Origin of the sequence: Emticicia sp. 17c (assembly GCF_037153985.1) — a bacterium.
Classification (GTDB): domain Bacteria; phylum Bacteroidota; class Bacteroidia; order Cytophagales; family Spirosomataceae; genus Emticicia.
The window spans coordinates 59426-84315 of the sequence record NZ_JBBAYI010000001.1; the positions used below are offsets into that span (position 1 = coordinate 59426).

The window sequence follows — 24890 nt, forward strand, 5'->3', positions numbered from 1 at the left end:
ATAAGTTTTATGGCAAATTATGATTTTACATACAATTCTGAAGTAGATGCTACCAGCCTGAAACCACACCACCCGTCAGAAGACTCAGGTGTAACCATAGGGCCGGGGTATGACATGAAAAAGCGTAGCGCTGAAGAAATAAAAGCAGACATGATGGCCATAGGTATAGACGAAGATAAAGCAAAACGTTTAGCCGAGGGTGCCAATAAAACAGGCGATGACGCTTCCAAATGGGTAAAAGAAAATCAGGATATTGAAATAGAAGAAGAACAGCAGAAAAAACTTTTTAACGATGTACTTACCTCAGAATATGAAAAACGAGTAAAAAGTGCATTGAAAAAAAGAGCCGAGACCAAGAAAGATGCAGACAAAAGCATGTACGATTGGGACAAACTGGATGACGAACAGAAACAGATACTTTTTGATTTTGAGTATAACCCCGGCTTATCAGTTTTTCCGAATTTGATGGATGGGGTAGTTGAAAAAGACAGAAAAAAGGTAGAAGAAAATTATAAAAGATATGTTAAATTAACTAATAAAGAAGGTAAGAAAGTCAAGCTGGAATTAGGCAGAAACAAGAGGTTTGAAGAAAACTTCCTGAATAAAACTCCAAATCCGGCACCACCTGCACAGCCCGCACCCGGTGGTTCAGGTAGCAGTGCAGCTAATAATCTGGCAGAGCCACCTGCTACACCAGCGCAGCCAGCTTTGCCTGTTAACGCAGATATACCTAAGGCTTCAATACCAGAAATAGAGCCATCAATACCCGGTTTTTCGATTGCTTTTCCTGCCGCACGTTTAACAGATTTTCATTTATGCCCCATGGTTGACCCCATTTTTAAACCCCACTTTGGTGGGCCTATTACTGGGCCTGGTATTCCTAATGTGGTAATCGGTGGGCTGGTAGCAGCTACTGTCGGGGATATGTGTACATGTGTTGGCCCGCCAGATAGCATTGTAAAGGGTTCCTCGTCCGTTTTAATAGGCAACAAAATGGCTGCTCGTTTTCTGGACAACTGTTCACATGGTGGTGTAATAATTCAAGGTTGCTGGACCGTCCTGATAGGAGATACCCCTAGCCCTACAACAGTCATGGGAATGCTGGGAGCTTTAAGTGGAAAGGCATTTTTAGAACTATGTAAGTAATAGCTTATGTTTCAGATTCGTAGCGAACAAATTCAGCCTATACGGCAGAACTTTAACCTTTCTTTTAGAGACGAGGTAGTAGGCCTTTTGGAAGAATGTGGTTACGAAACAATTCAAAATCAGGAAAATCAAGATATAGGATTTAAAGATAAATTTGGAAATGTTTCTTGGCTGCGTTACAATGAAGAAATATTACCTTCTACTTTTCAATTACCTTCTGGCACATCCTATCACCTCAAATATTATCCTAGTGGTGGCCTTCAGTCAATACAAATGCCAAACGGCAATGCCGTAGAAATCTTCACTAAAGATGGTAACCTTATAAATTTAAAACATAAGGGAGGGGCCTCTATAAATATAAAATATAGTCAGGAGCATAAAGTTTCTGAAGTAAAGATTTCCGATAAGATTAAATACCTGTTTCAATACGACAAAACCTATGGCTATTTACATAGTTTAATAGATGGTAATAAGCAAAAAAAGGTTTTTAATCATGATAATTCTGGTAATCTTCGTCAGAAAATAGATTCCGAAAACCGCACTACTTATTTTCATTACGAAGTAGGTGAAAACGACCTCCGATATATTCAATATCCTGACGGTAGCCGTGAAACCTATAAATTCGATGAAGAGAATAACTGTCTCGAAATCACTCAACGTAATAATAGTTGGGTAAGAAATTACTATGACGATAACAATAATCTTCGGCAAGTAGAGTGGCAAGATGGTAACTTCATTTTATTAGAATATGATGAGAAAGGAAATATTGCATCTATTCAAAATGAAAATAGTCTAGTTAATTTTAAAAAAAATGCTCAAAACAGAGTTGTTGAAGAAGCAGGAGAGTACGGTTCCATAAAATATGAGTATGATGAAATAGGGAATCTATCAAAAATTATTTATGCTGATAATTATGAATTGTCTTATGCTTATGACATTGACGGAGAACTCTCAGAAGTAAGTGATTCTGAAGGTGAAGTTCACAAATTTACTTATGATGCTAAAAGTTCAACTTCAAAGATTATTCTTTCTGGAGGAAACGTAGAATACAGCCTTAGAGACCATTTTAACGGACAGATAGCCGAAACAAGCATTAATACCCTAAATGGCAATTCTTACGGGCAGCTATATGATTATGATAATCAGGAAAGATTATCTCGAATTACAGATGCCAGAAGTAAGTTTCCTGACAGGACATTTACTTATGATGATGCCGACCACCTCCTAGAAGTAAAAGCTAGTGAGAATAAAACCATCGAAAAATTTACCTACGACCGTAGCGGGCAAATGGTATCTACCATTAACAATACTATTGTAATTGGCGCCATGGAAGAGGTAAAAGTATATGGCGAACATATACTTGGGTATGATGCTAACGGAAATCTCAGTAATTTTCTTGGCATCAAAGCTAACTTTCAGAATAATCATTTGTTGGAGTCTGTTGAGGCCAAAGGAAACCGCTGGGTGTATCAGTATGATGCCTTTGGCAGGAGAATCCTTAAAACCAATGGAAAAGAAACAACGCAATTTATTTGGGCTGAAACTCAGTTATTAGAAGAAATAACAATAAATGCTGACGGAAAACAGCATAGGCAAAAATATCTTTATCGACCATTTGAATCGATACCCTTTGCTATTAAAGATGAAAAAGGATTATATTTACTTCAACAAGACCACCGCGGAGCTATTATCAGGGCAATTGATAGCTTTGGAGACTTGGTATGGGAGGTTGAATATGAAGCCTTTGGAAGAGCTTCGAATCGTGTAAGGAAAATTCATCAGCCGTGGCGTTTACAAGGCCAATATTTTGATGCCGAAACAGATTTGCATTATAATGTAGGTAGATATTATAGCCCACAACTTAAAACGTATCTCTCGCGTGACCCCCGATGGCATGAAGCAGAGGCTTCAAATTATAACTATGCTAATAATAACCCTTACAATAAAGCTGATGCTCTCGGATGCATATCTACATTTATAGGAGGAGGGATTAGCAAAATAGGAAGTACAATTAAAGATAGTGCATTAAATGCAAAAAATACTATCAGTACAACCGCACAAAAAGTTGGTAATGCTGTTGGTAGAGGCTGGGATAAAACTAAAAGTGCCGTTGTTACAACAACTAACAGTGGGATTGCTTTATTAAAAAATACTTATGGTAATGTAAAAAATGCGGTAGTTAAAGGCGTTTCAGATATTGCTGATAAGGCTTCCTCAATTATAAACAATCTAATTGACGGAGCAAATGAATTAATAGCTTGTTTAGCTAGCAAAGCAAAAAGCTTATATGCTGATATACTCGACCTTCTAAATAACCCTGTTGTAATAAGGATATTGGGAGGAGTACAGGCAATTTCAGGAGCAATACAAGTTATAGTGGGAGTTGGTTTATTAGCGGCACCTGAACCAACAGGTTTAACAAAGGTAGCAGGAGTAGTTGGTGTTGTGCATGGAGCAGATTCATTTCAGGCAGGAATAAGACAATTATGGACGGGAGAAAATACCAACACATTGACTTATGAGGGAACAAAAAGTACAGCAGAAGCACTTGGAGCAAGCGAAAGCACAGCAAGCAAGATAGGTACGGCGGTAGATTTAGGAATTGGTTTTGGGGTTTCAGGTGTCAGCAGGTCTGCTAGTAAAGTAATTGGAGCAGCCCAAGTGGCTCAAACAGAAAGTAAACTGACAGAGCTTGCTGCAAAAGCAAAAGCAAATGCTACTGCTCGTACAGGCCTTGTTGAAGGTCAAAAAGGTTTTGGTACAGCTGCACACACTGAATTTAAAAAACTTGTTGATTCAAGTGGTTTAAAAAATGTTGCTACTGAACAATCATATTTGAATGGCCGCCCTGTTAAATACGGAACTAAAGGTTCTTCAAGAGCAGATGTGGTTTTGTTAAATGATGATGGTACAATCAAACAGGTGTTTGATTTCAAGACAGGTCAAGCTGTACTATCTCCAAAACAATCAACCCGTTATATAAACAATATTCCAGGGGTTTCTGATTCAAATCAAATAACTGTAATTAAATGAAAGCTAAAATTTTAAAAACATTTTTCAATAAAGAAATAAAACCTAATCTTGTTAGTCAGGACTGGATTTGTAAAAATCATTTAATTTATAAAGAAATAGGTAATTCAGAATTACTGAGAGGGTTTTGTTTTAATAGCTCTGCTTTTTCAATAACTCAATTTGAAGTAATTGCTTTTATTCAGCCACTTTATGTGCCTTGTCCATTTATTTTCTTAACATTCGGACAATTAGTGAAATCTCCTGAAAACATGCAATGGTGGGATTATATCGAAGATAATAAAGCAGAGTTAGGTGAAAAACTGGCAAATTATATAAATCAAATAGACGATAATTTTTTGTCAAAAGTAACGAACGCAGATTTATTTTATAGAGTTTTTAAAAATGATAAACAGATATCTTTAGCTCACTTTGAATCTGTTGCATACTCAGCCTGCTTCGCAGATAATCTCAATAGTGCCAATGAAATAGCTGAATTGAAAAAATATATCAGCCAAAAAGAAGATATGAGAAAACCTTATGTAAATGATATTTATATGAGGACTCTAGAAATAGAAAAAACGTTAGGTTCTAGAGAGGGTTTGCAGGAGTTATTTAATAAATGGTTATCTGAAACAAAAAAAGCCTTAAAACTGTAATGATACCTTTTAGTTATATTACTATATTTAGTGAGTAAATAAATAATAAGTCCTCAAGATTAAAATAAAATGCCCCAATACACCCTCCTTGACCCTATCAGAATTGGTTCAGACTTTGGCCAGGCTTATGAGCTGGCAATAGAGGGGGCTGCCTTACAGACTAGCGTTAATCAGGACGACTTCAAGACCATTACACCACACCTTTTCCCTTGCGAAGCAGATAGCCGGCTATATAACTGGTTACTAAACGAAGGCAAGGGAGACTCTTGGGGGATTTTTATAAATACCTCATTAACCCTGAAAGAACTAGCCGCTCATCTTCAAAAATTATTGATTGTAACCATGCAGGATGACGGCAGAATGGTATACTTCCGTTTTTATGACCCGCGTGTCTTGCGTACCTTTCTGCCCACTTGTCACGTTACACAATTGAAAGAGTTATTTGGGCCTGTCGAAGTTTTTTTCTGTGAAGATACCGACGAAGATTTTCAGCTTCATTTCAGTATCGAAAATGAGAAGCTAAAAACAGTAAAACTACCAATAACTTACTAGCAAACCCTAAAACGAGCCGGAAAATAAAAAAAGAAGAAAATGTTAGAGAGAAAATAGTATTTTATATAACTTGCTTAAGAAACCTGTGTGTATTGCATGAGCTTATACTAAAGAAAAAAAGTATAAGTTATTCGGTAAAAGTTTTTGATAGAATTCTGCAGGTCAATCAAAAACACAGCATGAGTCCGCTTTTAGAAAAGCTTATAATACAACAACTTAGTCGATCATAAAAATCTTTATTATCCGTATACCTAATGTCGAACAAGATTTTGGCACAGGAATGATATGTTCTGACAATTAGGCTTTTGCCCAGAATTAAGTGAGTAATAAAAAAGGTGAATATCGTGTTGAACTGGCATGGGTTGGGTGTCTTTTGCCTTGTGATTAATAAGTTGATGCATGAAAAAATTATTGAATATTTAACACATAAAGTTTTACCTATAATATGGCCTATACTACGAAAACCCTACCTCCCGGAGGTACTGAGAAAGAAAGGGAGTCGAACGCGAAGGTAGAGTACCTGAACCTTGATAAAACTGCAATAGTGGGTCAGTTTTCCTACGATGCCCCGTCTCAAATTCCAGAAGTCCTTTCTGACCCATCAGGCATAACGCTCGAAGATGTTTTTAAGAAATTCGAGCCTACTATCAATGTAGACCTGAAAGACAAAGAAGGTAATCTGCACGATGGCGTAAAAGTTAATTTCAAGAAAATGCAGGATTTTAATCCGAAAGAAATTACCAATAGCTTGCCTTTAATGAAAGACCTTAAAGAAAGTGAAGAAGGGTATAATACCATGTTAAGACAATTAAAAAACAATACAGTATTTAACCGCTTACTGAAAAAGCCTGAAGCTCGTCAGTCTCTTATCAATCTGTTTTCTTCATTGATTGAAGAATTAGAAAATAGCGAAAAGTAAAAGATTCAAGCATCTTAAAAACAAGAAACTCATGGCTCAGAAGGATTTACAAGAACAAAGCTCACAAGAACATAAATTACAGACCGAAACCCCTGCCGCTACCATTGAAGATAGTTTGGCAAAGCTGAAAGAATATGGTGGCTTTAGCTTTGCCTCAAACCTCGTTTCAGGAGGGTTAACAAACCTTGATCCGGCGCAGACAGCCAGAAAAAACATCTTCCTGAAAGATGAAAAAAAGAAAGAAGAACGCAGAAAAATAAAAAAACAACTCGAACAATGGGTAGAGGTATTAAAAGCAGAAGGCGATGCCACTGACCTTTACACAATGATAGAAGGAGATAAAACGACAGTAAAAGATACCTATAACGAAAATATGATTGAGATTCTGAAAAAATCCAGAAATCTTGAAAAATCCTTCCGTTCAATAGCACTCTTTTATAGTAACGCAGGTGAGCAAAGAATCAAAAACGTTGAGTTTGTTAATATACAATTTGAAGATATTATATCGCCCGATTCTTCTGCTCGTCAGGAGATTCACAGCCGATTTAAAGAGGCTTTCAACAGCGTCGATATGCGTGATAGCTACTCTTTACTTCTGATTCCGGGTTATATGGGCTCTAAAACAGCCATTGAAGGGTGGGCCAAAATATGCTATGAGAATAGAGTAACCATGATTACCGATTATTCTGATTTGCCGAACTGGACTGCCGAAGACATCGATATTGACTCGACTTTCGGCTCTAATGATGACCGGAATACCTTCCTCGGCTCAATCGATATGGAGGAAAACCAACTTTCAGGCATGACCAACCATCTGGCTAATGCAGTTGTAGTAGCCAATGAAATTGTAGCCAGAGACGGTTATACCGAAGTAGGAGAGAAACTACCACTACTGGTAGGTGGTGCAGGCGCATTGGCTGGCCGGCTACTCTCTAACAATCCGGCACAACCCATTGCAGGGGTGAAGCATGGAACCCTTTTCGATGCAAAAGGCGTAAGAATGAACCTGACCAGAGACCACCTAACTAACCTTCATGAAAGATGCCTAGTGCCTTTAACAACCTATGAAGGTAGTGTAATTGCTTATGGTGACCAAAGCCTTAACAATGGTGGTGATATTGATTTTAATAAATATTCAGTAGTAAGGGTATATAACTTTATTTCCAAATGCCTTACCCACTATTTCAATGCAAAAGCCTATCAACTCTGGACCCCCGCCGAACAAAAACAGGTACAGCAGGATTTAACCCAGTTTCTGGATAGCCTGAAACATAATGCCAAAATGATTCAGGATTTTAAAATCAATAACATTAAGCAAGATAAAAATAACAAAGATGTAATCAATGCTGATTTAAGCATTACACCATTCTACCCTGCCCGGAGCTTCGTGTTCTCGTTGAGCCGTCTGGAAGATGGAACAACCGATGTCAGCAGAAAATAGATACCCGCAAGCGTTTTATTACTTACCCAGTAGTGTTTTATAACTTAAATTTTAATAATTTACAACTATGCCTATAGAAGCAAAACTAAAGGTAGCAGGAGGAGAATTTCCTGTGTCTAAAATAAGTTATGGTTTTAAGAGAGACATTGACTTCTACGGACAGCCAAAAGGCAATGTTATCGGTGGAACCATTCATGTAACAGTAAGATGTGAAGGTGCTAACTCAGAAGATTCTTTAACCGACTGGATGATTGACCACTACAAGCAAGAAAGTGGCTCAATAGAGTTTCTGGGGCTTCAACAAAAAATTGAACAAAAAGTCGATTTTGAAGAGGCTTTCTGCGTAGGATACACAGAAGAGTTTGATAACACAGACCCTAATCTGCCCTACACTACGTCATTACTGATTTCATCCAAGAAAATCACCATTGGTGGTACTGCCTTGGACAACGAATGGACAAGTTAATATTCTCTTAAACTTAAAAATTTAACCAATCATGAAAGCCTATTTCACTTTAGATGGCGGAGCGGAAAGACAAGTACTGAGTTTTCGTTTTTCATTTGCACAACCTTATGATGAATTCGGTAGAGCCGTCGGACGCGTTCAAGGCGGAACAATTCAGGTAGAACTTGAAATCAAAGAAGGTGATAGCACCATACCTGAGTGGGCATCTGACCCAACCAGCGTAAAAGGTGGAAGCCTACTGATAAAATCAGTAAATTCATTGTCGACCCGTAAAACTATCGAATTTACCGATGCCTATTGCGTAGAGTACGAAGAATATTACAGACCAGAATTAGGTCAGATAGAAAGACCTCGACCAATGATTGTGAAGTTCACCCTTTCAGCAAAAAAACTAAAAGTGGGTTCAGTTGAACATGAAAATATCTGGAAAGACTTCGATTGATAACATGTGACGAACAAAAAATAGCATATTCGTTACAGAACTATGCTATTTTTTTCTTTATTACTCATATTTAACCTCGTCCGATTATTTCATGGCATACGAAGTAAAAACAAGAATTGTATTTGATGATAATACTAAGATAGAAATTATTTCAAGTATTGAAATAAAGGAAATACTTTTTGGGCATCATGTTTTTACGGTCGAAGTCCCGTTTTCACAAATTGAGAATAAACAACAACATGGTTTTTTCAAGGATTCTTACCAGAAATACCTCGGCAAAGCCATTAATATTTATATAATAAACCAGCGTTATTTAAGAGGTAAACCTGTTGAATACGTATTCAGAGGTATAGTTACAGGGGTTAGCATGGCCCGAACGGCCTCTGATGCCGAGTCGGTAGTTGTATTAAGTGGGTTTAGCCCCACTATCCTGCTAGATACAGGCCCTGTTAAAAAAACCTTTGCACAAAAAAATATTGAAGATATTGTAAACGGTGCTATCAAAGCTGTAAACTCATCGTTTTTATCAAACGCCGAAATAAAACCCAGAAAAAAAGTATCCTGGAAATACACAATACAGTTTAATGAAACCCATTTTCATTTCATGAGCCGCTTGGCCGACATCAGCAATGAATGGTTTTATTATGACGGTAAAAAAATTTGCCTCGGCGACCCCAAAGGCGGAAACGTTCAACTTGGTTTCGATAAAGACCTGATTGATATTAACCTCGGAATGCAGGTTTTGCCAAGCACTATCGAAAGCCAGTTTTATCATTATCAGAACGATAAACTAGTTGCCAAAGATTCAACAGGTATAGCAGTGTCTGGTCTGGCATCTTTAAATGATTTCAGTTTAAAACAATCTGGTAACTTATTCAAGCAAAAAACCACTACTAATTATTCGACACACCTACGTTCAGACGGAGACCTGACAAATACCCTTAAAAACCAGAAAACCCGCATTGCTAACTCAATGGTTGAAATAACGGGTTCGAGTGTATACCCTGATATTCATATTGGTTATCAGGTACAGATTTTAGGAAGCAACAGGGTAGACAGAAGGTCTGAACATAAAGATTATGGTACGTATCGTGTAACGGGCATCACCCACTTGGTACGTGACAACATGTATACCAATATATTTACAGCTATTCCGAAAAGCAGTGGAGTCGAGTTTCCGCCAGTTAACTTAAACTTGTCGGTAACCAGAGCAGACCCCGAATATGCTATTGTGAAAGACAACAAAGACCCTAAAGGTCTAGGGCGAGTAAAAGTGCAAACCCAATGGCAAAAAGGTAACGATACCACCCCGTGGATTCGTCTGGCAAATCAGATGAGTGGCTCCGAATACGGATTTTATTTCGTACCCGAAATTGGCGAACAAGTAATTGTTGGCTATGAACTCGGCAACCCGCAATTGCCTATTGTTATGGGAAGTGCCTATCATGGTAAAGCCAAACAGCCTGATAAAAAGCATGACCAGAACTTTAAAAAGGGCATTAAAACAAAAAGCGGTAACGAAATCCTGATTATTGATGAAAAAGGGAAGGAGATAATTCAGATTAAAAATCCAAAGGGCGAAAACCAGATAACGCTCACGATGGACGGTAAAGGCAAAATTAAGGTAGAATCAAAAGGTGATATTGAACTCATAGCAAAAGATATAATAAAAATGGAGTCTCAGAAAATTATTCTAGATGCCAAGCAAGAAGTAAATATCAAAGCAGGAACTAAAATCAAAACCTCTACTGCTAATACCCAGATTGAGTCATCGGCTCAGACCAAGTTGAGGTCAAGCCAGTTAGAAGTAGACGGAGGCACTGCCGCAAATATTAGGGCAGGTATAATAAAACTGAATTGATGGACAAAAAAATTAAATATTACAATTTGCCCCTGAATATTGCTTCCTTTATTCAGCATAAAAACGCAGACGAACAGTTAGACGACGATTCCTACGTCCGTAAAAGCTCTATCGATAAAATTGACCTAGACCAATCTATCAGATTAAACCTGCGCCTGATACTCCGAACGCGCCTTAAATCATGCCGTTTTGACCCTGAGTTTGGCTATCTGGGGTGGAGTAAAGACTTCGAAAACATAACGAATGAATCGAACTGGGAAAAACTGATAAAAGAAGATTTCAAACAAAAAATTATTGAATATGAAAGACGGCTTGTTGATATAAGGGTTAATATTTCTTTGAAAAAAAATACCGGTAAATCAACTTCACGTAGCCATCAGTTTATGGTAAAAGTAGACGCAAAGTTCAAATTTACATCGAATTCATTCGAGTTTGAAGAACTTATGTACTTTAGCCCTATTCGTATATCTTTTAAATATTAAGTTAATTATGAGTTATTTTCAGCCAAGACCTTACAAGACTATCAAACATTCAATGCTTGAAACCATTGGCAAAGAATGGAATATGCAGGGAGGTACTGACTCACTTGACCCATTCGTGCAGATGTTGTTAAGTGCTTGTGCTGACGAACTTTCAAGAATTGAAGAAAAGTTTCATAGCTCACAATCGGAAATCCTGAACAGGTTGGCTGAACTTTTAATGCCTGACGAATGGGATATTCCGAAACCAGCATTCGGTGTTTTAAAAGTAAAGCAGACTTCCTACGAAACGGCCCCGAGTGTGGCTGTTAAACCCCAGAATCATTTTCTGGGTACTGTAAAAGTTGATGAAAGCTACGAAGAATATTATCTTTCGGCTACTAACGAATTTCAGGTATTAGGGGCAGAAGTAGCTTTTCTGGTCAATAGCGTTAACTTTTCTAAAGTTGAAGATGTAAGCAAAAAAACATCCCTGAAAGGTAATACTCAGCTTCATTCACATACTATCTGGCTAGGCATTGAATACCTATCTGCTTGTACAAACCTGCAAGGGCTAAGATTCTTTTTTGACTGGACAGTAGACGACGAAAAAAACAAATATTACCCTTATATCAAGCAAAGCAAGTGGTATTTCAATGGTAATGACATTACTCCGGCGGCAAACGAAACCTCCTTTAAGGAAAGCACTAATCCGAATACTATTCTGAATTATTTCGAAAATAAAGCCCAGAATTTCTATCGTGATGCCTTCGTAACCATCACGAAGTCAGTTCCGTTAGAAAAAGAAAAATTTGAAACTCCGGCCGAATTAAGAATCTTTCATGATGAAATAATCAACCAACGGATTGACAACCTGCTTTGGATTAAAGTAGAGTTCCCGCGTGATATGCCCCATGAAGCCATTAAACGCTTGTACTGTACAACAAACGCGTTTCCGGTACTCAATAGAAAAATTAATGAGCCAATTACATACAAAATCTATGGCGAAAGTAACCTGATACCCATTGTTACCAAATATAGTGAAGAGTTTATGGCTGTTGAAAAAATACTGGGTAACAAAGGCAGGCAGCTAATGTATTCGCTCAGAAGAAAAGGAATAGAACGCTTCGACAACCGTGATGCAAAGGAATTGCTCAGGTATGTAACCAATGTTTTGCAGGATGAAACCCACGCGTTTAAGGAACTGAACTATGGTAATTTTATCTCAGAAAATATTGAGGAGGTTAAAAAGAATTTTGAAAGGATACTTCAGAAATTAAACGAAAACCTCGATAACTGGCAGAATAAAATCTATGTCTATGTAGAGGGTAAAGAATCTAAAGAAGAAGAAGCCGTTGATGTTTTTTTCTGGACAACCTCAGCTTTTGAGCAATACCCGAAGTCTTTAACTGAATTTCTGTCAGATAACGCCGAAGGTATCAGTTCTGACGGTTTGCTGCTAACCATCCAAAGAGGTAGAAAACGGCCAACTGAAAGTGAAAAAATAGCTAGCTTCCGGCATAAACTCACCTCAAGGGGGCGTGTGGTAACACATCAGGATATACGCCTTTTCTGTATGGATTATGTAGGAGATAAACTGGCCGACGTGGAAGTTAAAAAGGATGTCATGATTGGGCAGAACTCTTCAACAGGCTTTACCAGATACATTCATGTAAAGTTAATTCCAAAAGAAGAAAACCCCAATAGGGGCGAATGGGCCGGTATGTGCCATGACATAAGCCTTCTATTGAATGAACAAATGCAGGTATTACCCATAATGGTCGATTATAAATGAGTTTAAGAGAAAAGCAAAAAAGAATCAATCGTCAGCTTGCCACAGACAACATTGATTATCTGACAGAATTCATAATTGCCAACTTAATTAAAGAAGGGTATGATTATGACAATATCGATGTCAGGGCTATCAGTTATTTCAAGCGAGGATTTAAAAAGGATATCGACAGCCTGTATTATGATGATAACAAAAAAATACTGAATTTTCATGTAACCAGAAATGCCCTTTACGATACTCTGCCCGAAAGCCTTTTTCATGAAGAAAACGCTTATGAAGATTTACAGAAAAACACCGATAACAAGCATTGGCTAGAGAAAAAACGTAAAAAACATGAAATTGAAGAGAAACAGGCTCGTATGTTTTTCTTCCCTTTTGAAAAAGAATTTTTCAGGCAAAGAGTTGATATCGAACTGAAAGAACAGTTTTATTACACCAGTTTTGAAAAGAATTTACCCGCGCTTAAAAATATTGTAGACGATATATGGGGTATAAACGAAAACCTGACAGCACGCCAGTATTTTGCACTTTTCAAATGGTTACCTAATATATATAAGGTTGTTGGTAATAGAACCCAAACAGAATTGTGCCTGACCGATATTCTAGAGGCACCCATAAAAATTGAGGTTAAATCAGCTTTAGAAAGTGAGTTGCCAGAAGATAATACCGCCTTTTTTGTTTGTGGTGGAGATAACCTTCTGGGTGTAAATACAGTCATAGGCAATAAAGTTAACGACGGAACTTTCAGATGGATTTTACACATAGGCCCCTTAAATAAAGAACAGGTGAAAGAGTTTTTGCCCAGAGGCACAAAACATAACCTGCTTAAAATAATCGAAAGAATTATTATTCCATTTGAAGTAGATGCAGAAACAAATTTAATACTAAAAAGAAAAGAGTCGCAGCACGACCAAGAGGGTATATGCTTCGAGCTCAACGATAACGTAAATAGTGTTTTAGGATTTACCACAGTTTTATAAATAGTTTGATTATGGATGTTTACTTAATTAAGATTTTAGTTTTTATTTTTTTGATAATTGCTTCGCTTTTCTTTGCAACTAATGAAGCACTTACCGAAAGCCCAAGATATTTCAGACAAATACTAATGTTTTTACTGGTAAGCATTGTATTTACGTCAATCTTGTTGGGTTGTATATTTTACATTGGCAGCAAAAAAGCAGAATTTGAAATACTTTATATTAGCCTGATACTGTGCGGTGTGGCATTATTACTGGGCTTTTTATATATCTGGACGTTTGATGGAAATCTGAAATGGGTCGATAAACTTCCATTGAGTAATAAAATCTGGTTTACATTGGCTATATCGCTATTGGGGCAATTGCTTATTCTGGTTATTTCCCGAATTTTCTATAAAAGTTCGGTGCCTGATAACTTATGGACAGGCGGACTGTTTTATCCTGTACCGTTTTTAATGAGAGAAGCCTTCAGAGCTTGGAACGAAATTCCTGAACCTCTTTATAAAATCTGGACTATCCCTAATAAACGCCCGAATATCCGTGAATATGACCCTAACTCTATCCAGCGACCTAAACTGATGATTCTCGCTAACACAGTAGAACCACTGGGGCCATATACACCAAAATTGCCTACAAAGGCCCCATTTGGTGAAATTTTCCATGCGTTTATTTTACAACTTAACGAAGACAGAATGCTGAAAAAACTGCCTACAATTAACTTGGGTAATGAGTTAGGGGCTGGTACACAATGGCATTTTTATATTAAAGCAGAAGGTTTTTTCAACCAGCTTTTTTATGGAAACAGGTATATCGACCCCGATAAAACTTGTGAAGAACTGGGGCTATCAGAAAAAAGAATTATTGCGCGCCAAATTAACTAAAGATTATCATGCTAACAAGTATATCACATTTGCCGGTCAACTGGGTAAGCGGTATGAAAATTACCCAAAAGCATTTTATTGAAACAGATAATGCTTTTATTGATGGATTGAGAGATAGCAGAATGCTGGCTTTGAACCGTTTTTACTATGGTATTCTGCCTGTTAATGAAACAAACGAAAATAACTTTCAGGTAGAAATTAATACCAATGGTGAGTCGTTGAGTGTTAACCTGACAAATTGTAGGGCGGTTACGTCAAACGGTAACAGAATTGAAATTATTAACCAGCACTTCTCGAAACACACAAATGTGAACGAGATGGTTAATTACCTGAATCTGGATAGCCAACCTTATGAAATTTATGTAATCATACATACCAATCCTTTTGATAGAGCACCCATTGGCGAGCCCTCAAAAGAAGAAATCCCGACCAGACAACCCCATGCACAACCAGTTTATAAAATAGATTTTGTGCTACCGGCAAACTTTAGCCTCAACCAGTCTACTTATCGTAGTTCGTTAGTAATTGGTAAAGTAAGGCTGATGAATCGTAATTTTAGTAAAGATAATGACTATTTCCCGCCTTGTATGGCTATTTCTTCTCATAGCAAACTGTATGAGGTCTACAATGATTCTCTAAAGAAGAAAGTAAAAATGATAATGTCGGATTCTCTCGAAATAATCCGTACAGTAAGAACCTACAAACGGCTCTTACACAGCGTTTTCGCCGGAGGAATCATGTATGTGGCCGAGCATACCAATCAGTTTCTGATACCTAACATAACCAGAATTGATTTGTATGATAAAGATATTACCCCAATCGATAGTCTGAGTTTCTTTATCGAATTTCTAAACCTCCATTTTTACTTAATCAGCACTTTGGGGGATGATGAGAAAAATAAAATTACGGCCGAAATAAACAAAATGCCGAATCATCACCGCTACTCGCCTCAGAAGTATGCCGAGCTCACAAGAGTACCCTATAACCATGATGACATAGGCCCCGTTGTGAAAAAACTCTCAGACCACCTTGAAGTACTCACAGAAGTATTCAGGTTTTATGTGAAAGTCATCAACGATATCTCTACCTATGAAGAAAGAGAACTTAGGAGCGACACCCATCATTATACCGGACAACCAATTAATCAGCAAAATAATAATAATAATTCGTCAGGAGGATTAGGCTGGAATTTTTAATTAATTATAAAATTATCTCATGAGACCACAGAATCAATCAGAACGCCAAGGAGCAATTTTCCGTTTTTGGGCCATTTATATTATTGTTTTAATTCTTCCAATGGTAGCCTTTTTCTATATTTTCAGAAACAGCGGAGGAAGTAGCAAAGACTATGATAATTTACAAATTCAGATAAAAGAGTTCGAAAGATTAACTAAATTGACAGAAAAATTAGATAGCCTCTCGAAAAAAATAATAGAAATTGACCTTGATATAGTTAAGCCAGGCCCACCAACTACCAAACTGAACCTAAAAGATCAGGCCAAACATACAGTCAATAACATTGATAGGGTTATTAAAAATATGGAAGAAAGTAAGCCAAAAGCCAAAAGTGAGGCAGTTAAAAAATTCATCACAAATATTAATACCTTCCTTAATAACTATGTAGCCTATCATAATGCTTTTATGGAAAAAGTAGACTTTCAGACAAGTAGTGATGATAAAAATGCAGAGTTATCACAGCTTAGGCTTGAGAATACAAAAATTAACGGAGAAGTTGGGCAACTTAAATCTCAGGTTGAAGGCCTAAGAATACAATTGGCAAACTGTAATAAATAGTTTTTATTATGAATATTAAAATCGGCAAAGACCCCTCGGTTGATACCTCCGTTAAGGGTGTTGACTATAAACTAAATACGGATGATAGATTCATTAGCCGTCATCATGCTTTTATTACCGTTGAAAGCAAAAGCCCTTTAAAAATGAATGTAACGGCTAAGTCGGTCAATAAGACATTTATCAATGGGAAAGTACTGGAAAACAACAAGCCGTATGCACTCAATATTGATGATGCTTTACAACTGGTGAGCATCCAGAACGAACCAATAAGCATTAAAGAACTATTGACATTTGCCAAAATTCCTTTACCTAAAGCACCCACAGCCAAACAATATAAACCCGATTTTTTGTTATTGAAAGACATCTACGATAATTATAAAAAAGAAAGTACCCGATTAACCAAAAAAGATGCCCTTATTAACGGGCTTCGCAGTAGTGTGTTTGCTTTAAGTACAGCTAGTGTGGGTTTAATTGCTATTCTGGGCAAAGAAGATGACACTACCATGAAACTTGTTAAGATTGGTATTCCGGTTGTGGTAGTAATTGGTGTTACTTTATTCCTGAATTCAATAAGCCCGAGAGATAAAATAATCCAATTGAACGACCAGTTTGAGGTAGATTATATCTGCCCTAATTGTAGCAGGTCGTTCGGTAAAACTTCATGGACTTTACTGGCGCGGCAGAATCAGTGCGCTTTTTGTAAAACACCGTGGACCGAAGAAAATAAATAACAATATTTCATTTAATAATAAATGCTATGTCTGTATACGACCAAACACAAATGCACCCCTCTGGAGGAAGTTCTTCAACTAACTGGGGTGAAGGAATAGATACTGGGCAATCTGATGAAGCAAGTGCTTCAAGACGATTGAGAGTAAGAGTGGCAGGTACTGCCCTCTTTACGGTTGGAATTGCTGCTTTAGGTTATTCTATGATAGATAGAAGCAGAGAAGCAGGCGAAGAGGAAGGAAACACACAAGACCCTTCGTCGACACCTGCTGATAGTACAGGAGCTAAGCCACCAAAACAAGATTTACAGATTTCGGAAGATGTAAAAAATGAATTATCGCCCGAATTCCTGAATCCTTCATTGACCAATTATACGGCTCCAACACCCGGCCCCACGCCTACACCAACACCTAATCCGACGCCAACACCTAACCCCAAACCTGATGGTGGTAGTACATCGCATGTAACGCATATAGTAGTCGATGGGCCAAATGGCTTACATGATTATTCAGGCTGTGGTAGTTTTGCACAGGCGTTTGCTCACGCAAGAGCCGAACTCGGAGGCCCCGGTGAAATTTTTATTTATCATGGTAAACCTTTTACAACTACATATAAGCACGAAGTAGAAGAGGGTTGTAGCTGTGTAAAAACAGAACAAGGCCTTGAAGTTGAAATGGTAATCTGGGAAGATGGAACCGGAGCAAAAATTATTGCCAGCGATAGCGATAAAGATGGTATTGCCGACAAATGGTTCTATGAAAATAATGAAATGCGATGTGAACTGATAGATACTGACGGAGATAATAAATTCGATGCGTTTCAAAGCCCTAGCGGAGAAATCATCAGTCTGGCCGAGCCTATTGAAACGGACTCAGAGGCAATACCGCCTGTAACTTATGACATTATTATAATGGATAATATTGAGTTTCTGGCTTATGGTGAACCCGGTAAGTATACGGGCCTTGTAGGTGAATATGATGGTAAAATTCTGAGCTATACCGATACCGACGGAGATGGTAAGTTTGACCACGCTGCCATTTTAAATGATAAACTTGAACCAATACATGAATGGGACATTGTGCCAATGACAGTGCAGAATGGCAATGTTATTATTCCTGAAGAATTTAACGATGGTGGTACTGGTGGAAACGAAGACCCTGATAATCCTGAAGATATTAGTTTACCAGATACCGATAATGATAACGACGACAATAAAGACAACAATGTAGATGATAGCTTTATCGGGCCAGTAGAAGACCCAATCACTGACTCAAATGATATAGCTACCATTGAAGATGACCCATATAGAGTTGATATTGAAAATGAAATATATTCGGGTGATTTAAATAATCATGCCGATATGTCAGCGTTTGGAAATTAATTCAAAATCTTAATCTGGGCTTTTTATAGCTTCCTATTCAAAGCCCATTCCTTTTTTATGATTATTTGTCATCAGTGTGGACATAAAATAGAAGTTTATTCTAATATCACAACAATCAGATGTTCTAGTTGTCGTGCAGTTCATACCATCAGACCAGCGAAGCCCATTCCTTCTCCTGAAGTTACTCCACCAGTGCAGACACCGCCAGAGAATGGTCGGAACACCGTGGGTGAAAACAGTGCAGGCACTGGCTTTGAAGATAAAACCGTATTTTTCTCGAATAAACCAACAGAGCCAAAGCCTACGCAACCCGAAATAAAAATCGGTTTGAAGTGCCTGGGTACTTTCGATGTTGATTTCCTTGAGAAAATAAAAGTTTTCTCCATGCCTTTTGCCTATCAGAAGGAAATAGTCTATAAGCAAGGTAACAATCAATTCCCTATATTGGGAATTTCAAAAGACAAGGTTTTAATAGGACGGAAACCTATGAATCCTGATGGATTTGAAGACGTTGATATAAAACTGGACAGTCAGGATACAACTATCAGCCGTAGGCAATGCGAGTTACAAATTAAAAAACAGCAAAATACAGTAGCTCTTAGCCTGACTACCCATGCCAATGCGGCTAATCTGGTTGAAGTTAATGGAAAACCCATCGAGCGAGGAATTATCCGGCAAATTCATCAAGGTGATTTCTTAAGGCTAGGTAATACAATATTTGAGGTTATCGTCGAAATCCCCCAAAACAATACCGCTGACACAGACTATAACAAAACAATAGTATTCTAAAGTTTATTAAAATATTGCAGTCAATAAAAACGGCTTAATTATATGATTATCTCAATAGCTCATCCTGTGGGTTTTAGTAGAATTGGTGGGCGTGCCAATAATGAAGATGCTATATATCCACTCGAAAACGAAGCTACAAATAGTAATAAACTATTTGTAGTTTGTGATGGTATAGGAGGGCATAATAGTGGTGAAATAGCAAGCCGGCTGGCAAGTATTGAATTTGCTAACTACTTGCATGCACACCCTGAACTGGATAATCCACGTTCTGACGAAGAAATTTACCAATCTTGGAGTGCTGCCTTAAGAGAAACAGAGAATAGCTTTGAAGAATACATGGCTACGCATCCTGAATCGTCAGGGATGGGTACAACATTATGCTTTTTGCATGTGCATACTTCCGGTATCACACTGGGGCATATTGGTGATAGCAGGATATATCAAATCAGAGAAAATAAAATAATTTTCAGAACAGAAGACCACTCAATTGTTAACCAATTGCTTAGAGCAGGGCAAATAACCCCTGAAGAAGCAAGAAACTACCCAGCCAAAAATGTAATCACCAGAGCTATTCAGGGAGCAAAAAGACCCTCAGAGATAGAGTTTGATTTAATTACTGACCTGCAAGAAAACGATTACTTCTTCATTTGTACAGACGGTGTTCTGGAGCAGATAAGTGATAGAATTTTAGAAGAAGTTTTTTCGGCACCAGATTATTCGTTACAGGAAAGAGCCAGCATAATTATTGAAAAGTGCCAAAACCTTACAAGAGATAATTTCTCGGCTTATCTGATAGAAATTAAACAGGTTTTAGGCGAGCCGCTTATTCTGCCATCGAAGGAAACAAAAAATGACCAGATTCATAGTATTACCTATGAAGAAGAATATGACGTTCATACCGCTGAAAAATTTCAGGAATTAACAGACGAAGACCCCAAAGAAAGACCACAACCAACTAAGATAAAAAAGACGAAAGATATTTTTCTGGGGCTTATATATGCCTTAGGTGCAGGAATTATCCTACTATTCGGATACCTGACCTATGATTACTTTTTTCCGGGTAAAAAAACAGTGAAAGACGAAACGGTTCCCAATTTAGACTTATCAACTTCACCAGAGATAAAAAAAGATTCTGTTAAGCATGATACTAATACAACTCCAGACGTAGCACCGGTAGCTGTACCAACTTCAAAACCTGAAAAACAAAAAACTAAAACTAAACCGGGTAATAAAGTTACAAAGCCTCAACCTGGTGAATTAAGAGATAAAAAAGATTCTAAGAAAGAGCAAAAAGAACAAAAAACAGAAGATAAATCTAAAAAAGAAGACTCTTCCACAACCCCACAAGGTTCAGAGCCTAGCTCTCAGCCATCAAGAAAACCAAAAGAAAAAAATCAAGGACCAAAAGACAGCTAAAAGTCATGAAAACCTACCTTAAATATATTATACTTTCATTATTACTGAGCTTTCAGGCTAAAGCTGAAATCTATTCAGTGTTGATTGGTGTGTCTGACTATAAATTTATTCCTGATAATCAGGACTTAAAATATGCCGACGATGACGTAAGAAACTTTTATAGTTTTTTAACCAAAGACCTGAAAATCTCACCAGCTAATGTTTATATGTTGGTTAATCAGCAGGCATCTTATAGTAATATTATTGAGATAGTTAGCACAGCTTTTACAAAAGCAAAAAAAGAAGACTTAGTTATATTTTACTTCTCGGGCCATGGCGATAATGGTAAAATATTACCGTATGATTTTGACGGCAGAAGTAACTCTATTTCGTTTGCTAAAATTGCAGAATTGTTTAGAAGTTGCAAGTCAGAAACAAAAATCATTTTTGCTGATGCGTGCCGTATTGGTGGCTTAAAACCCAAGAAAAACGAAGAGGTAAGCAGTGTTTCTGATAAAATTATTGCAATGGTTTCATGCCGAGCCAATGAAAGCTCCATAGAAAACGGATACTATAAAGGTGGTTTTTTTAGTTTTTTCTTATTAAATGGCCTTCGTGGGTATGCCGATTTAAATAATGACCATAAAATTACCATTACTGAGTTGCATCTTTATGTGAAAAAGAAGGTAAATCAGGCTTCACAAAATACACAAAACCCTATAACCTTCGGAAATTTCCCTCTCGACCAAGTAATAATATCCTATTAGCACTCATGAAAAAAACAGTTTTCATATTAATATTTGGGCTTGCTTTCTTTCGTCTGACTGCACAAAAAACTTTTGTGTCAACATTTGTTGATTCACTATCAAGACCCTCTCTTTACAATCCATTCAAAATAGATACTATTCTGGATGAACCCTATCTGATAAAAACAAGCTGGTATAACAATGTTATTCAGTTGGAAAGTGAAAAAAAATTCAGTGAAGCATACAAGATTATTGTATCAAAGAAAGACGACGACCCCCTCGCCATGTATTTGCTTGGTAAATACCACTATCTGGGTTTGACCGGAACGGTAGATAAAAACTCGGCTTTTCTGTGGTTCTATAATGCCAGTATGCGTAACTTCTCACCTGCTTTTGAAAGTATGGGTATGATCTATTATTATGGCGAAGGATACACCCAAAGTGATTCCGCCGCTATTTTGAGTCTGAAAAAGGCATATAAAAATGGTATCGAGAAAGCAGGCGTTAAAATAGGCTATATCTATCAGACCCGCAAAACAAAAAGTAATCTGGATAGTGCTTTATACTGGTATCAGAGAGCTACTACGGAAGAAAAGAAAAACATACTTATTAATATTGCCTCTATCTACGAAAGTAAAGGTATGGTGCCAGAAATGCTGGCTAAATATGAAGAGGCTTCAAAAAACGGTTTGGGGGCTTCAAGCAGAAGGCTAGGAGAAATATACAACGAAGGTTTATATGATGTTAAGCCTGATGTTGCCAAAGCAAAGGCATATTTTGAAAAAGGCTGTGCCGAAGACGATGCTCAGTCTTGTAATGCCTTAGGGGTTATTCTGGCCCGAAGCAAAAACTTTGAAAATCTGTACGATATTTTCATGAAGGGTAAATACCTGAAAGATAGATACAGTATTTATAACATGGCACTTTGCCTGAGCGAAGGCATAGGAATAAAAGTCGATGTAAAACAGGCTTTTGAGCTATATAAAGAAGTGGCTAACACAGTTGTTGAAGCACAAAATAACATCGGTACGCTCTATGACCGCAATCTTATTTCTGGCAATAATCATAATGAAGCCAAAAAATGGTATGAAAAAGCAGCTAATGGTGGCAATGTAGAAGCCATGCTTAATCTGGCTAATATTTTAGCCAAAGAAGGCGAAGAAGCGCATGAAAAAGCTAGCCACTGGTACGAAAAAGTAGCCGCTACGGGTAAACTGAATGGCATTTATTATTATACTTTATTTTTAAAAAATAGTAAAGAAAAGTCTGAGAAGGTAATTGAGTGGGCCGAAAAGCTAGCCAACAACGCTAATAGTGACGAAAGCCAGAAAAAATGGGCGTGGAGAATCACTGGTGATATTTATCGCCAAAGGGCTGATGATTTTGTCAAAAAAAATGAGCAATCGGGTGCAGCCACAAATGCTACTGCAGGCAAACCACTTAACGGGAGTTGGGCTAACTTTCAATATAAAAAAGCAATAAGTGCTTACGAAAAAGCAGTAAGTATGAACGACGACTCTGCGATGGTAAAACTTGGTCAGTTATATTACAAAGGTAATGGAGTAGCCCAAAATCTCGACAAAGCACTTGAATTATGGAAAGACGCGGCCAAACTAGGAAATGCTACGGCTATGTATAATATGGCTTATCTGTACGAAAAAGACGAGCAGAAGTTTAAAATTGAATTCAGGTATGAAAATGCTATCAAGTATTATAAGGAAGCTATTAATACTGCAAAAATGAATAAAAGCCTTAAAAAAGATGCTTCGTTCAGGTTAGGTAATCTGTACCAATATCCTATCGAAAATAAATTTGAGAAAAAAAGCAGAGACGCACTTACGTGGTATACAATTGCAGCTAATCTGGGCGATACTGACGCGATGTATGAAATAGGCTATATTTATGAATACGGAGAATCTGACATTACAAAAATGAACGCGAATAAAGTGAGAACAGATAAGGAAGAGGCCAGAAAATGGTACAAAAAAATTCTGGACATTCAGCCTGATAACGAAGAAGCCCGCGAAGCCCTGCAAAGGGTTGAAAAAAATAAATGATTATCTAAATCTAAAGGAATTTACTTACATGATAGGGGAGATTATTAATAATTACAGAGTCTTGAGCCATCTGGGTAATGGTGGTTTTTCAGATGTTTGGCTGGCTGCCGAAGAATCTTCCGATCTAAAAGTCGCGTTAAAAATTATTGATAAAAGCCGTATGGCAAATCTTAAATTTAAAGAAAGATTTAAACATGGTGCTGAAATTTTAAAGCGGTTGAATCATCCTAACATCGTAAGTTTTGTAAGCCTGATTAACAAACCAGATATACTCGGAGTAGCTTTAGAGTATATTGATGGCATTAATCTGGAAGATTTTATAATAAAGAACTATGACCCGGCTTCTCCTTTAAAACTGATGCGTTTTTTCTCGCAGTTACTGGATGCTATCGAATATGCACATCAGAATAAGGTAATACATCGTGACATCAAGCCTTCTAATATATTAATTAGCAGAGAGTTACAAGCAAAAGTAATTGATTTTGATACCGTAAAAGACTTTGCTGATGATGCAAATTTTACTACGGCAAATTTTACAGTGGGTACTTTTAATTTTATCAGTCCAGAACAATTTGATAACTCACGGAACGTAAGCCCGCAAAGCGATATTTATTCGTTAGGATTAGTAATGTTTTACATATTGGTAGGGAAGCCGCTTTTTAGCAATACGCAGTCGCCAATTGAGCTTTTCAGAGCCATCGAAGAAGGAAAATTGCCTCAGCTGAGTATGGTTAATAAAAATATTCCAGAAGTATTTGATAAGATACTAGCGAAGGCCCTTGAACGAAACCCACAGAACAGATTTTCGAGTTGTAATGAATTTAAAAACTGTATCGAAAACCAATTAGACCCTTATTTGCAAGGGGGCGTTGTTGACCCCGACAAAACTCGTATTAACCCCCGACCTCGGCCTGAACCAACACCACGGCCCGCAGCAGAAGGTAGGCCCGTTGATACCGACAAGACCGTGGTGAATCCTAAACCACAACCTGTTCCGGCAAGTGAAAAGCCCGCGGAAAAACCAAAGCCAAAAGCACCAGTTGAAGATAAAACACAGTTTTTTGAGCATCCGCCACAAACGCCTCCTCCCGCTGCCGAAAAGCCCAAAAGAGAGGATGCAACCATGTATTATGAGAGTGATAATACACCAGTTGTTAATGAGCCTGCGCGCAAATCAAACGACAATACATCGGTTTTTACAGAAACTTCTCGCAAGCCAAGAGAAAAAGCGTCTACCTCTTATGAAGACGAATTACAGTATTTAGATGAATTTTCAGAAGATAAGCCTAAAAATAAACAATCTTTGTCTGCGTGGGATGCCATCATTCTTATTGGTGGAATTATAGTTTTTATTACCGGAATGGTAGTACTGTTTTTTTATAAAAAATAATTCAAC

Annotated in this window: 22 protein-coding genes; all 22 read left to right on the plus strand. The window is 37.5% G+C overall.

Annotated features, from left to right (window positions below; all coding sequences use genetic code 11):
* The first annotated feature begins 9 nt into the window (after positions 1-9).
* The 22 genes from WAA15_RS00245 to WAA15_RS00350 all read left to right on the plus strand — a co-directional run bounded on the left by WAA15_RS00245 (position 10) and on the right by WAA15_RS00350 (position 24884).
* Positions 10-1146, plus strand: coding sequence for a PAAR domain-containing protein (locus WAA15_RS00245; RefSeq protein WP_337040314.1), 1137 nt, complete (start codon positions 10-12; stop codon positions 1144-1146).
* A 6-nt stretch (positions 1147-1152) separates the two neighbouring features.
* The gene (locus tag WAA15_RS00250; protein ID WP_337040316.1) at positions 1153-4179 is read left to right on the plus strand and encodes an RHS repeat domain-containing protein; all 3027 of its coding nucleotides are present in this window, start codon (positions 1153-1155) and stop codon (positions 4177-4179) included.
* Complete coding sequence (locus WAA15_RS00255; protein WP_337040317.1) at positions 4176-4814, plus strand: hypothetical protein; 639 nt, start codon at positions 4176-4178, stop codon at positions 4812-4814. Before WAA15_RS00250 ends, WAA15_RS00255 begins: the two co-directional genes overlap by 4 nt.
* A gap of 69 nt (positions 4815-4883) precedes the next feature.
* On the plus strand, positions 4884-5366 hold the full coding sequence (locus WAA15_RS00260; protein ID WP_337040318.1) for a DUF4123 domain-containing protein: 483 nt from the start codon (positions 4884-4886) through the stop codon (positions 5364-5366).
* A gap of 445 nt (positions 5367-5811) precedes the next feature.
* The gene (locus WAA15_RS00265; protein WP_337040319.1) at positions 5812-6285 is read left to right on the plus strand and encodes a type VI secretion system contractile sheath small subunit; all 474 of its coding nucleotides are present in this window, start codon (positions 5812-5814) and stop codon (positions 6283-6285) included.
* Between the two features lie 31 nt (positions 6286-6316).
* Entirely contained in the window at positions 6317-7726 is a 1410-nt protein-coding gene (locus tag WAA15_RS00270) for a hypothetical protein (RefSeq protein ID WP_337040320.1), read from the plus strand.
* Between the two features lie 67 nt (positions 7727-7793).
* Complete coding sequence (gene tssD / locus WAA15_RS00275) at positions 7794-8192, plus strand: type VI secretion system tube protein TssD (protein ID WP_337040321.1); 399 nt, start codon at positions 7794-7796, stop codon at positions 8190-8192.
* Positions 8193-8223: 31 nt separating this feature from the next.
* Positions 8224-8634 carry a type VI secretion system tube protein TssD gene (gene tssD, locus WAA15_RS00280; RefSeq protein ID WP_337040322.1) on the plus strand — a complete coding sequence of 137 codons (411 nt, stop codon included), beginning with the start codon at positions 8224-8226 and terminating at the stop codon, positions 8632-8634.
* A 91-nt stretch (positions 8635-8725) separates the two neighbouring features.
* Positions 8726-10495: a phage baseplate assembly protein V gene (locus WAA15_RS00285; protein WP_337040323.1), complete on the plus strand. Its 1770-nt coding sequence runs from the start codon at positions 8726-8728 to the stop codon at positions 10493-10495.
* On the plus strand, positions 10495-10977 hold the full coding sequence (locus WAA15_RS00290) for a GPW/gp25 family protein (protein WP_337040324.1): 483 nt from the start codon (positions 10495-10497) through the stop codon (positions 10975-10977). Before WAA15_RS00285 ends, WAA15_RS00290 begins: the two co-directional genes overlap by 1 nt.
* Positions 10978-10984: 7 nt before the next feature.
* Complete coding sequence (locus WAA15_RS00295) at positions 10985-12748, plus strand: hypothetical protein (RefSeq protein ID WP_337040325.1); 1764 nt, start codon at positions 10985-10987, stop codon at positions 12746-12748.
* The gene (locus tag WAA15_RS00300; RefSeq protein WP_337040326.1) at positions 12745-13725 is read left to right on the plus strand and encodes a type VI secretion system baseplate subunit TssG; all 981 of its coding nucleotides are present in this window, start codon (positions 12745-12747) and stop codon (positions 13723-13725) included. Before WAA15_RS00295 ends, WAA15_RS00300 begins: the two co-directional genes overlap by 4 nt.
* Before the next feature lie 11 nt (positions 13726-13736).
* Positions 13737-14603 carry a TssN family type VI secretion system protein gene (locus WAA15_RS00305; protein ID WP_337040327.1) on the plus strand — a complete coding sequence of 289 codons (867 nt, stop codon included), beginning with the start codon at positions 13737-13739 and terminating at the stop codon, positions 14601-14603.
* A gap of 8 nt (positions 14604-14611) precedes the next feature.
* A complete protein-coding gene (locus WAA15_RS00310; RefSeq protein WP_337040328.1) occupies positions 14612-15799 on the plus strand; it encodes a hypothetical protein in 1188 nt (395 codons plus the stop codon).
* A 19-nt stretch (positions 15800-15818) separates the two neighbouring features.
* Positions 15819-16397: a hypothetical protein gene (locus tag WAA15_RS00315; RefSeq protein WP_337040329.1), complete on the plus strand. Its 579-nt coding sequence runs from the start codon at positions 15819-15821 to the stop codon at positions 16395-16397.
* Between the two features lie 8 nt (positions 16398-16405).
* The gene (locus tag WAA15_RS00320; RefSeq protein ID WP_337040330.1) at positions 16406-17128 is read left to right on the plus strand and encodes an FHA domain-containing protein; all 723 of its coding nucleotides are present in this window, start codon (positions 16406-16408) and stop codon (positions 17126-17128) included.
* A gap of 26 nt (positions 17129-17154) precedes the next feature.
* Positions 17155-18507, plus strand: coding sequence for a hypothetical protein (locus WAA15_RS00325; RefSeq protein WP_337040331.1), 1353 nt, complete (start codon positions 17155-17157; stop codon positions 18505-18507).
* Between the two features lie 57 nt (positions 18508-18564).
* The gene (locus WAA15_RS00330; RefSeq protein WP_337040332.1) at positions 18565-19296 is read left to right on the plus strand and encodes an FHA domain-containing protein; all 732 of its coding nucleotides are present in this window, start codon (positions 18565-18567) and stop codon (positions 19294-19296) included.
* A gap of 42 nt (positions 19297-19338) precedes the next feature.
* Positions 19339-20712: a PP2C family protein-serine/threonine phosphatase gene (locus tag WAA15_RS00335; RefSeq protein ID WP_337040333.1), complete on the plus strand. Its 1374-nt coding sequence runs from the start codon at positions 19339-19341 to the stop codon at positions 20710-20712.
* 5 nt (positions 20713-20717) lie between these two features.
* Positions 20718-21458, plus strand: coding sequence for a caspase family protein (locus tag WAA15_RS00340; RefSeq protein WP_337040334.1), 741 nt, complete (start codon positions 20718-20720; stop codon positions 21456-21458).
* Positions 21459-21463: 5 nt separating this feature from the next.
* Positions 21464-23494, plus strand: a complete 2031-nt coding sequence (locus tag WAA15_RS00345; protein ID WP_337040336.1) for a tetratricopeptide repeat protein — start codon at positions 21464-21466, stop codon at positions 23492-23494.
* A 28-nt stretch (positions 23495-23522) separates the two neighbouring features.
* Positions 23523-24884, plus strand: coding sequence for a serine/threonine protein kinase (locus tag WAA15_RS00350; RefSeq protein ID WP_337040337.1), 1362 nt, complete (start codon positions 23523-23525; stop codon positions 24882-24884).
* The last annotated feature ends 6 nt before the right edge of the window (positions 24885-24890 follow it).